Source organism: Deltaproteobacteria bacterium (assembly GCA_020848905.1).
In the GTDB taxonomy this organism is placed as follows: domain Bacteria; phylum Myxococcota_A; class Polyangia.
Window position 1 is genome coordinate 23,304 of the sequence record JADLHG010000074.1, and the last position, 11,391, is coordinate 34,694.

Consider the following 11,391-nt stretch of genomic DNA (forward strand, 5'->3'; position numbering starts at 1 on the left):
GGGGAACATGACCGTCGGCAAGACTGGAGCTCCGGACCTCATCCCGAACGACGTGCTGACCCGCTTCCTGCGGCGGCAGATGCGCTGCAAGATCCTGCTCGTCGCCGTCTCCGGGGCCCACGCGGGGGGCTTCGCGAACCGGACCAGCATCCTCGAGCTGAAGGGGATCCACATCGAGCCCACCGAGAACCTGGTCGGGCTGGCGCAGGCCCCGAAGGCCTACAACTGGGTCGGAGAGTTCGAGGGCTATCGCATCGACTACTCCTCTCAAGAGCTCGGCCCGGCGCTGACGCAGCTCCTGCGCGGCGACGGATCGATCCTCGAGCGAATCCTCGCGCCGCGGCAGCTCGTGGACAGCCACGACCTGGAGCAGGTCCAGAAGGTCAGCCGCGGGGTGATCTGCCGGCGCTTTCACAGCTACTACCGCTCGTTCTCGCGCGGGGTGCAGCGCGAATACGAATCGCAGGAGCCGCGCAGCGTCGCGCACGTGCTCTCGGCGTATCGAACGGGCCTCACCGGCGTGCACCTGCTCCGCCGCGGAGAGCTGATCTACGAGCTCCAGAAGCTCGGCCAGCTCTACGGCTTCGGCAACATGCACGAGCTCATTCACATCAACAAGAACTCCGAGAACGCGGTGCTCGACCCGTGCAGCCTCTGGATTACGCGCCTCGCCAAGCTCCACGCGCTGGTGGAGGAGTCGGTGGAGGAGAGCCCGCTCCCCGTGGACCCCGAGCACCCGAAGCCCCTCGAGGACTTCCTCCTCGACATGCGCCGGCGCTTCTTCGACGCGATGACCGTCCAGCAGTAGCCGGGGGACGGGGCCGCGGGCCCCACCGGCTAGTCCAGCCAGGCGTGGGGGCCCGAGGGGGGCGCGACTGCCTCCCGCGCGGGGGGACGCCCGCGTCATTCCGAGGGGTTCCGTGGTCCGCCGGCTGGCACGTCTGTCGCATTGACTCGAGCCAGGTCACGCGACCTGGTGGTGCATGCCGCGAGTCTCGCACGCGATAGCGGTTCTGTTCGCCGGAGTACTCGGGGCGGTCGTACCCACCGGGCCCGCCTGGAGCGCGCGGCCCACCGGGCGCGAGCTCGGTCCGCTCACGGCTGGCGAGCGGCTGGCCCGCGCCGGCGAGCGCGCGAAGCTCGAGCACCGCGGGGCCCAGACCGCGCTCGTGACGGTCGTGGCTCCCCACTACGACACCCCCTTCTTCAACTTCAGCCTGGCCCAGCTCGGCGGCTACCTGCGGCACAAGAACCCCGAGCTCCGCGCGAGGCCCGACGCGGTGCGCTTCATCGAACCCGACATCGCGCTCACCCGCACGCCGGCCCTGGCCCACAGCGCCTCGTACACGCTCCGCGAGCTACGCAAGACCAAGCCGCACGTGATCGCGCTCTCGGCCAAGCTCCGCTCGACCGAGAACCTCCTCGCCCTGCTCGACGCGCTCAAGCAGGAGAGCTGGGCCCGCCGCTCGGTGATCGTGGTCGGCAACGTGACCGGCACGTTCGCCCACACCACGCTCTCGGCGAAGCACCCCGACGTGCTCTTCGCGCTCGGCGAGGGCGAGCTGACGATGAACGCGCTCTACCGGGCGGTGAAGGGCGGCCAGACCGACCTGTCGGGCATCCCGAATCTGGCCTACCGCGACGGCGGCGAGCTCCGCTACACCGAGCGCAAGGTGCTCGCCCTCGAGCGCCAGACCTGGCTCCCCGCGCTCGACATGCTGGACCTCGCCATCCGGAAGGGGGCCAACATCGCCATCGAGACCTCGCGCGGCTGCCCCGGCAACTGCACCTACTGCTGCATCCCGCAGTTCGACAAGGTGCAGACGGCGCAGGGGGCCACGCGCAAGGCCGACTGGCGGCACTTCCCCATCGCGCGCACGGCGGAGCTCTTGCGCCTGATGAAGGCGCGCGGCGTGGCGCACGTGCTCATCGTGGACAGCGAGCTCGGCACGCGCACGCCCAACTACCTGCGCCAGCTCGCGCGAACGCTGCTCAAGCAGGACAACCCGACCTTCGGCGTGGACATGCGCCTCGACGGGCTCGGCGCTCCGGGGATGGCGCGGCGGAACATTCGCACCATGAAGATGTTCCACCTGGCCGGGCTCCGCGACGTCTTCGTCGGGGCCGAGAGCGGCTCGGACAGCCAGCTCACGCGCTACGGCAAGGCGCTCTTGCGGCCAGCCGGCATGACGCAGGCGGAGATCAACGTGCGCGGCATCGACGTGCTGGTACGCGCCGGGCTGACCCCCGAGGTGGCGTTTCTGCCCTTCGACCCGCTCATGACCCGCAAGGAGGTGCTGGAGAACCTGGCCTTCCTCGAGCTGCGCATCGGGGGCAAGAGCAGGCGCGACCCGGGGCTGCCGATCCTCGAGTTCGTGAACGGCGCGCTGAACGCCATGCGCGTGCAGGTGGACACCCCGTACCTGCGGCTCGTCGAGAAGCAGGGACTCCTGCGCGAGCTCGCTCCCGAGGGAGCCTTCCACGAGGCGGACTACCTCGACCCCCGCATGGGACAGGTCGCCAGCCGCGCGCTCGCCTGGTACCGCGAGGTGATGGACGTGCGCTACCCGATCCTGCAAGTGGCGCGCTACCACGGAGACGGCGCGACCCGCGCCCGGGCCCGCGCGTTCGTGAATCGCATCCACAGCCTCGACATCCGCTACGTGCGGGCCATGCTCGCGGCGATGCCCGAGGACCGCTTCGACCGGCAGGTCGGGACCCTCGGCTGGCGCGCGGACAAGCAGCTTCTCGGCCCGGCACGCGCGCGCTGGGAGAAGGTGGCGAAGCAGGCCGCGCCGAGGCTGGATCGCGTGGGGGCCGCGCTGCGCCAGGAACGGAACGTCCTCCTCGAGGAGATGCGCGGCTTCCTCATGCCGCTGCAGGAGACGAAGCCCCAGGCGAAGCCCGCGCGCAAGACGAAGGCGGCGCGGGCGGCGAACCTTCCGAAAGCCGCGTAACCGTCACAGCCCTGAAACGGCGGATTGTCTAGCCAGGTCCTGCGTCACCAGCGACAGCGTCGATTCACGCAGCGTCGCGAGCACCACCGTCGACCCCGAGATCTCGCGCTGGCGCAATGCACGCGGCGTGGTCCGTCGGCAGATATCCGGCGGGCAAGCAGCTATTCACGAACCAGTACACTTCTCCGGTCTCCGCCCGCGCACAGACGGCAGCGGCGACCGTGGACACGCAGAAGGCGCAACCGTACGAGGGGACCCGGATGCGTTCTGGAGGATACGCGTCGTTCAGGCGCGTGCAGCCGGCCAGCCAGCCTCGCGGCGGCGAGTAGCCCTTGCACTCCGGGCCGACGGCTTGATGCTGGCCCAGGACGTCGCAGAATCGGTACGGCGCACCCGCGCACCCCTGACAGAAGAGGACGCAGTCTCCCGGTCCCTTGCACCCTACGCCCGGGGCGCCGCGCGTCACGCCGTCGCAAGGCCCACACTCGTAACAGGCCTTCTCGGGGACGAGCTGGCACTGCGAGAACGGGCGCGCCGTATCGGTGCGCTGGTCGGTGAGGTGCGGCACGGCAGCGTCCATCTTGGATGGGTCGTTCGTCGCGCAGCCGATGACCAGCAACGCTACGCCGATCAGCGTGACGACCGTCAGTCCGGCGGCGCCGCTGGCCCCCAGGGCACCTGTGATGGACGACCTCATGGCGCACTCCGCTTAGGGGACAACGGTGGTGCCGGAGTACTTCACCCAGGCAAGCCCCGCGTACTCTGTTTGGCTGCCGTTGCAGGTCTGCCAGGTCCCGGAATAGGCGACCTCGAGCTGGACCTGCACAGGGGTCGAGTAGGGGTTCGTGTACTCCAGCATCTCCAGGCTATTAGTGTAACTGAGGCGCAGGTCGAAGTCCACGGCATGGAGATTCGTGCTGTTTTGCACGCAGTGGGTCCAACCCAGTGCCGCGCGCCCCGCGGAACGTGATCCCCTTCTGGCCCCCCAAATCACGCCGCCGATCCCCTGGGGCCCGAACCCCCAGGGCACCCTTGCCAGGTGCAGCGGCCTGAGGTAACACCTCCCCGAGCGGGCGGCGTAGTACGGACCACGGCACGGCAGGTCGCCGGCCGATGGCCTAAAGGTGTGGGCCCCATGGCAGGCTCGATGGAGCTACTCCCTCCCCCAGCAGAGCCGGATGCGGTGATGGCCGGTCCAGATGTGGCAGCAGAGGGCCCCCTCCTGGGGCAACGCTACCTGCTCGACCGGGAGCTGGCGCGCGGTCCGGCTGGGACGCTCTTTTCCGCGCGGCATCAGCTCCTCGGCCACGCGGTCACGGCGCGCCTGGTACCCGACGGGCTCGCGGGGAGCGCCCCCGAGGTCGCCGACTTCCTGCGCGAGGCCCGAGAGGCCGGCGCGCTCCGGCACGCCCACATCGCCGAGGTGGTGGACTGCGGCCGCGACGCGCAGCACGGCGTGTTCCTCGTGCTCGAGCACCTCGCCGGCCGGTCGCTCGCGACGGCGCTCCTCGAGGACGGCCCGTTTCCGTCGTCGCGCGCCCTGCCCCTGCTGCGGCAGCTCGCCCAGGCCCTGCAGGTGGCGCACGCGGCGGGCCTGGTGCACGGGGCCGTCACGTTGCACTCGGTCTTCCTTTGCGCCTCCCCCGAGGGCTCCGAGCGCCTGAAGCTGCTCGACTTCGGCCTCTCGCACCTCGGGCCGTTTCCTCCGCTCACCGAGGCCGAGCGCACCGTCGACGGACGCACGCCGTACCTGGCTCCCGAGCAGTGGCGAGAGACCCGCGCGACCGATCCGCGGGTCGACGCCTTCGCCTTCGGGGTGGTGGCGCACGCGCTTCTGACCGGGCACCTGCCGGGCGCGTACGAGTCCACCCCCGCCGGCGAGAACGTCGCCGACCGTGACGCGGCCTCGCTCCTCGACACCTCCGTGGGTCAGCACCTCCCCGAGGTCGCACAGCTCATCGCCGAATGCCTCGCGCCGGAGCCCGGCACGCGCCCCTCCTCCTTCGCCGAGGTGGCGCAGCGTCTGGTCTCCGGCTCCGCCTCCTCCCCCGACGACGACGAGGACGAGGAGCTGGCCGGTACGATGGCGGGTAGCTACCGGCTCGTCCGGCTCCTCGGCTCGGGGGCCATCGGCTCGGTCTGGCTGGGGATGCATCCGGTGATCGGCTCCAAGGTGGCGGTGAAGATCCTGCACCGGCACATGTGCCAGTCGCCCGACGTGGTGCGGCGCTTCGCCGTCGAGGCGCAGGCCGTCAACCGGATGCAGAGCCCCTACGTGGTCAAGATCTTCGATTTCGGCAAGCTCCCCGACGGCCGCGACTACGCCGTGATGGAGCTGCTCGAAGGCGAGACGCTGGGCTCGTGGCTCCTGCGCGAGGGCCCGCTCCCCTGGGAGGACGCCCTGCCGCTCGTCGCGCAGATCGCGAGCGCCCTCGCCGTGGCCCATCAGGTGGGCGTCGTGCACCGCGACCTCAAGCCCTTCAACGTCTTCCTGTGCGCCGAGGAGGACGACGTCCGGGTGAAGGTGCTGGACTTCGGCATCGCCAAGCTGCTGGACGACGAGGGGCAATCGGCCTTCAACACGCGCGCCGGCATCTGCCTGGGCACACCGGCCTACGCGGCTCCCGAACAGCTCGTCCCCGACGGCGACGTCGGGCCGGCAGCCGACATCTACGCCCTCGGGCTCGTGACCTACGAACTGCTCGTCGGGCGCGTCCCGTACTCGACGAGCATGAAGGAGGTCATCCACGCCAAGCTGACCGGCGAGCCGCCGTCGCTCGCGGCCTACGCCGACGTGCTGGACGCGCGGATCGTCGCGCTCGTGGACCGCATGCTGTCGCACCGCCTCGAGGACCGGCCCTCGAGCATGAACGAGGTGCTGGAGAGCCTGCGGGAGCTGGGAGCGTCGCTGCCTCGGCCGCAGGGCGACTCGCTCGCGCGCACGCCGTCGTGGCCCGGCGAGCGCCGCTCTCCGACGGGACCCGTGCCGAGTTCGCTCCGAGAGGAGAGTCGCAGGCTCCGCGTGGGAACCGGGCCCGCCCCGCGAGCGGTGGAGGCCGGGTCCGCCCCGGTGCGTGCCGCTCCCATGCGCACCGCTCCCGCCCCGTGGATGGCCGGCGCCGCCGCACCAACGCGCGCCGGCGCCGCGAGCGAGGACGCGGGATCCGACGCAGACCGGGACCGGGAGCTCGTCCGGAGCCTGCGTTCCTCCACCACCCGCTCGCTGCCGAGCTGGCGGACCTTCGTCGTCGTCGCGCTGCTGGGCGCTGCCGGGACGCTCGGGGCGTTTCTGCTCTTCGGCGACGAGGAACGGCCTGCGCCCACTCCGCAGCCCCCTCCGGCCGCCGTCGCACCGGTCGCGCCCCAGACTGCGGCGCCCGTGGTCGCGGAGGCCAGCAAGCCCGAGCGGCCGGCAGCTCGCGGCGCCCGTTCGGACGGCATTCTCTTCTCGCTGCGTAGCGAGCCCGACGAGGCCGAGGTGTGGGTGGACGGCGCGCACATGGGGCTGACGCCGCTGAAGGTGCGGCTCGACCCGAAGCGTCCCCCGCGCGACGTGCGTGTACGCAAGGCGGGGTTCAAGGAGTGGCGCCGCGCGCTCCGCGGCCACGGGCCTCATCGACTCACGGCGCGGCTCGTGGGCGAGGACGGAACGCGACCCGCGAAGGGGCCGGCGGGCGGCTCCGGCAAGACCAGCCCCGGCACCGAACCCGTTCTGCAAGACCCCTTCGAGGACTGAGCGCGCATGCCCGCACGCTGCTGGATCGCCGGGGCGCTGGCCCTGACTCTCGCCCTGGGATGCGCCCAGGCCCGCGCCGAGAACGACGCTCCCGAGGAGAGCGGCGCGGTCCAGACCTACTGGCGCGAGGGGCGGCGGCTCTTCGCGGCGGGGCGGTACGCCGAGGCGCAGGCGCAGTTCGCGCAGGGCTACGCCCTCTCCCACCGCGCCGCGTTCCTCTTCAACATGGCCGAGTGCGCGCGGCTCGTGAAGGACGCGCCGCAGGCCCGGGGTCTCTACCTGCGCTACGTGAAGGAGCATCCGAAGGGCAAGCGCCGCGAGGACGCGCTCTCCCGATGCAAGGCTCTCGCCGTCGGCCCGTGCGACGTGGAGCACGCGCCTCCCTATCCGGGGCACGCTCCCCCCGAGAAGGCGACGCCCACCTCGGCGCCGGTCTCCCCTGTCGCGCGCGCGGAGGAGTCCCCCGCCAGCGCCCCGTCGGCCTCGCAGCCGGTGGCCGCAACGTCCCAGCCGGCGGTCGCGGCCGTGCCTCTCGCCGTGCCGCCCGCCCCGCCTCCTGCGCGCTCGCGTCGCTTCTACCAGCGCTGGCCCTTCTGGGTGGGCGTGGGAGCCGGCGTGCTGACGATCATCATCGCCGCGGCGGCCGCGGGAACGAGCGGCGATCGCGTCGCCACCGTCCCCGGCGATGCCACGCTGGACTGGCGGAGGTAGGCCCGTGCTCTGCCGTCGGCCCGCCGTGCGTGTCGTGTTCGCGTCGCTCCTCCTCGCCGCGTGCGGCCAGGACGTCGTACCGACGGCCGTGCGCCTCACGGTGGAGTTCGACCTCGGCTGGAAGCTCGATCAGCTCCTCGTCGAAGGGAGCGCGCTCGGCGCGGAGCCAGGCCCGAAGCTCTCTCACACCCCGGAACCCCCGACGCCGCTCGCGAGCGGCTACAAGGTGGTGCTGCTCCTGCCCGAGAGCTGGGCCGAGCGCGAGACGACTCTCACCGTGACCGGCCTCGCCGCGGGCAAGGGAGTGGCGCAAGGGCTCACCCGGCAGACCCCGAAACTCGGCGTGGTGCTCGAGGCCACGGTGCGCCTCGAGAAGACCGCGTGCCCGACCACCTGCACGCTCGGCCTCGCCGAGTGCGTCGGGGATCGCACCCGCGTCTGCCAGAAGGGCATCGACGGCTGTCCCGCCTGGAGCGCTCCTCACGCCTGCCCGTCGCAACGGCCGTACTGCAGCAGCGGGAGCTGCGTCGCGACCTGCGCCGACGAGTGTCCGACGGCGGCAGCGCGCCGCTGCACCGCCGGGGGCTTCCGCGTCTGCGGGCAGCACGACTCCGACCCCTGCCTGGATTGGGGTCCGTCGACCTCGTGCGGAACGGGCGAGGAGTGCCGCGAGACCGACGGGGCCTGCGTGCCGAGCTGCGCTTCCGGCACCTGCACCTGTTCGGGCGACGAGACCCAGCCCTGCACCGCCGTCGGAGAATGCCGGGACGGGGTGCGTCGCTGCGAGAACGGCCAGTTCGGGCCGTGCACCTGGCAGGTGGCCCCCGCCCCCGAGACCTGCGACGGCAAGGACAACGACTGCGACGGCAAGGTGGACGAGGCGGAAGAGCTCGTCCCGCTCCCGTGCGAGAAGGTGGCCGGCGTCTGCGCCGGGGCGCTGAAGAAGTGCGGGGGAGCTGCAGGGTGGCTTCCGTGCAGCGACGCCGACTACCGGAGCGTGGCGCAGGCCGCGGGCGCGAGCTACGAGGTCACCGAGACGGCGTGCGACGGCCGCGACAACGACTGCAACGGCAAGGTGGACGAGCCGGCTGCGTGCTGCAAACCGGACTGCACGAACAAGGCCTGCGGCGCTCCCGACGGGTGCAACCGCCTCTGCCAGCAGGGGGTCTGCGCCCTGCTGAACAGCGTGTGCCGCAGCGGGCAATGCGGCTGTCTCTACGCGAGCTGTGGGGCGGCCTGCTGCGCGGCGGGGCAGATCTGCGCGGGGACCGGCTGCTGCGCGCCGTCGTGCGGCACGCGCGTCTGCGGTCCCGACCCGGTCTGCGGCTCCTCCTGCGGGACCTGTCAGCCCGGTCGGCGCTGCACCCCCCAGGGGCAGTGCGAGAAGTGCAAGCCCTCCGGCTGCTGAACGTCGGCTGCGCCGCGCCCTGCGCTCACCGACGGCCCTTGATGACGCCGTCGAAGCTCATCCAGACCTCGCGAACCGCGCCGCGCCGCGCTGGCGCGTGCTCCTCGATCCGAAACTGATACCGAGTCAGCCGCGGGGCCTGCAGGTCGCGATGATGCACTTCCTGGATCAGGTCGAAGGGGCTCCCCGCCTGCGCCGCTCGCTCCGCGAATCGACCAATCTGTTTCCCGAAGTCCAGGCCCCCGATCATGTCGCGCAAGAGGAACACCTCGGTCGTGCGGCCCTTCGGATCCGTCGACGTGAAAGAGAGGCGATTGAAAACCTGCTCGTGGGTGCCAACGGTGGGCAGCCCGTCCCCCGGGCCGACCTGCGAGAGCAGCTTGAGCGTCCGCTGGACCAGCGGCAGCGGCAGCTGCATCGCCGGGCTCTCCTCCGACCGCATGAGCAAGGCGCGGGCCTCGCGGAGGCTCCCGGCGAGGCGGCGTTCCCCCGCGTCCCGAGACTTGCCGAGCGTTGCGATCCGCACCTCTAGCGCCCTAGATGCCCGGCGAATAGCGGGATAGTAGCGATACCGGTGAAGAGTGCTGACGAGGTCCCACTTCGCCTCGTCCGCGGCCCGCGGCCATTCCCTGGGGTGAAAGACCGTGTAGACGAACTGGGCCAGGCTCTCGATCGGGTTGCTGGCCTGCGCCCGCCCCGATGCCAGTACGAGCACGATTGCCATCACCCCCGAGATGCACCAACCACGCCGCATGTCGCCCTCCTGGAGAGGATCCCCGGTCGGTCGTCGTCGCTGCCTACTTGCAGCACTTCATGATCGTGTTGCCCACCGCGTTGCACGCGCCGAAGGAGACACCCGTCTTGCCCGTCGGGCAGATGGGCCAGATGCCGAGGATCCAATCGGCCTGGACGCACTGCCCGCCGAGCGCGGCGCAGTTCAGCTCGTCGCTGTTGCCGGTAACGGGCGCACCGCCCGTGCCGGTACCCGTCCCCGTGCCGGTACCCGTGCCCGCCGGCGCGGTGCAGCTCGCTTGATTCGCCGCGACGCAGCCCGTCGCCTCGTTCCAGTAGGGCTTGGGCTGAAAGCACACACAGCGGCCGTTGTAGCTGTCCTGGGTCGTGCCCTGCCCGCACACGTGGAGATTCGCCTGGCGGCACTGCTCGTACGCGGCGTCCTCGGCGGGGCAGCGCGACGGCTGACAGGGGCAGTTGGTCCAGATCCCCCCCGTGTAGACGCACTTGCCGTAGGGCGTCTGGCCCACCGGGTCGCACTGCTGGGCGGTGGGCTGCTCGACGGACCAATCGCTGCTGTTCATCGGAATGGTCATCACCGCCGCCTGCAGCTCCTTGATGTCCTGCGGCTGCGACACCACGTAGCGCTGCACCTGCGAGTCCTGATAGAGCAGGCTCACCCACTTCCCGCAATCCACCTTGGCGTCCACGAGACGTTGCGTCGTGTCGGCCAGGTCGTTGGTGTAGGTGACGCGGCAGCCTCCCTGGACGCGGCAATGCCGCTTCCCCTGGCTGGGGATGGTGCTCGGGATCTGGATCTGCGAGCGCGATACGTCGGCCCGATACTGCCACTGGCTGTTGCCGGGACCGATATCGAGAAAGAGAAACTCGTTGCCCGTCGGGCCCTGATTGGCCCACGACACCGCATAGCGGTATACGCCGCCGCCCAGGTGTTTACGCACATAGGCCGGCACGAGCTTGCCCCAGCTAGCCTGCTCCTGAACCGTCATCGAGAAGTTGTTGTTGGGCGCGGAGAGGTCGTACGAGCGGTAGACGGGGCAGTTCGTCCCCTGGCACTCCACCCACTGGACCCAGGACTGGGTGGCGTAGGTGCCCGCACCCGGAGTCGGGACGCCGCCGCTGTTGCCGGAGGCCCCGGAGCAGCTCGTATTCGTGATCCACTGCCCCCCTGGACAGCAGTAGACCCACTGGTTCGCGCCGTTCGTGCAGTAGGTCGCACCGGCCAGGTAGCTGCCCGAGCAGGACCCGACCGTCCCGAGCCGCGCCGTGCAGCTCGAGCTCGTGGTGGGGTTCGTGGTGACCCCGCCCACGCCGCAGCGCCCCCCGCCCGGCGAGATGTAGCTCTGGCTCGGCACGCAGAAGCAGGTGTTGGGGTTCGTCGACCCGCAGCACTCGCCTTCGTAGCAGTAGTTGGAATCGCGGCAGGTGTGGATCATGCGCCCGTAGACATCCGTGGCGCACGTCCCGTTCGTCGCGACGGGTGGCTGATAGGGGGCCACCGGCGTGCCCTGCGGCGCGGGCGGAATGGTCTGCCCCACGCAGTTCCCGTCGCACATCCTCGACCAGATCGCGCCCGGAGCGCAGGTCGTGCCGGGCGTGCGGTACGGGTTCGCGTCCCAGGTGGGCGCGGCGCAGGTGCAGCCGCTGCCCGTGATCACGCACGGGTAGGTCGTGGCATCCGACCGACGGCGGGTCAGCTCCCCGACCTGCTCGTCTTGCACACCACCGCACGCCGTCGCGCTCGCGGCGGCGAGGAACAGCCACATCCTTCTGATTTGGCGCATCGTGCCCTCCCGGGGGTCCTGCCTCGACGTGGATAGTGAGGC

Annotated in this window: 9 protein-coding genes; 5 read left to right on the forward strand and 4 right to left on the reverse strand. The window is 71.0% G+C overall.

The window, feature by feature from the left end; all coding sequences use genetic code 11:
• The first annotated feature begins 7 nt into the window (after window positions 1–7).
• On the forward strand, window positions 8–808 hold the full coding sequence (locus IT371_29970) for a nucleotidyltransferase domain-containing protein (GenBank protein MCC6751919.1): 801 nt from the start codon (window positions 8–10) through the stop codon (window positions 806–808).
• A gap of 175 nt (window positions 809–983) precedes the next feature.
• Entirely contained in the window at window positions 984–2,957 is a 1,974-nt protein-coding gene (locus tag IT371_29975) for a hypothetical protein (protein ID MCC6751920.1), read from the forward strand.
• 64 nt (window positions 2,958–3,021) lie between these two features.
• Here IT371_29975 and IT371_29980 read toward each other — a convergent pair whose 3' ends face one another.
• Entirely contained in the window at window positions 3,022–3,654 is a 633-nt protein-coding gene (locus IT371_29980) for a hypothetical protein (protein ID MCC6751921.1), read from the reverse strand.
• Window positions 3,655–3,666: 12 nt separating this feature from the next.
• Window positions 3,667–3,885, reverse strand: a complete 219-nt coding sequence (locus IT371_29985; protein MCC6751922.1) for a hypothetical protein — start codon at window positions 3,883–3,885, stop codon at window positions 3,667–3,669.
• A 207-nt stretch (window positions 3,886–4,092) separates the two neighbouring features.
• On the opposite strand from IT371_29985, the gene IT371_29990 reads away from it, so the two are divergent.
• Genes IT371_29990 through IT371_30000 form a run of 3 tightly spaced genes read left to right on the forward strand, consistent with a single transcriptional unit; the run spans window position 4,093 to window position 8,812 of the window.
• Entirely contained in the window at window positions 4,093–6,693 is a 2,601-nt protein-coding gene (locus tag IT371_29990) for a serine/threonine protein kinase (protein ID MCC6751923.1), read from the forward strand.
• Between the two features lie 6 nt (window positions 6,694–6,699).
• Entirely contained in the window at window positions 6,700–7,404 is a 705-nt protein-coding gene (locus IT371_29995) for a hypothetical protein (GenBank protein ID MCC6751924.1), read from the forward strand.
• Between the two features lie 4 nt (window positions 7,405–7,408).
• Window positions 7,409–8,812, forward strand: coding sequence for a hypothetical protein (locus tag IT371_30000; GenBank protein MCC6751925.1), 1,404 nt, complete (start codon window positions 7,409–7,411; stop codon window positions 8,810–8,812).
• Between the two features lie 25 nt (window positions 8,813–8,837).
• On the opposite strand, the gene IT371_30005 is transcribed toward IT371_30000, so the two are convergent.
• Complete coding sequence (locus IT371_30005; GenBank protein ID MCC6751926.1) at window positions 8,838–9,566, reverse strand: hypothetical protein; 729 nt, start codon at window positions 9,564–9,566, stop codon at window positions 8,838–8,840.
• A gap of 43 nt (window positions 9,567–9,609) precedes the next feature.
• Window positions 9,610–11,349, reverse strand: a complete 1,740-nt coding sequence (locus tag IT371_30010; protein ID MCC6751927.1) for a hypothetical protein — start codon at window positions 11,347–11,349, stop codon at window positions 9,610–9,612.
• Window positions 11,350–11,391: the final 42 nt, after the last annotated feature.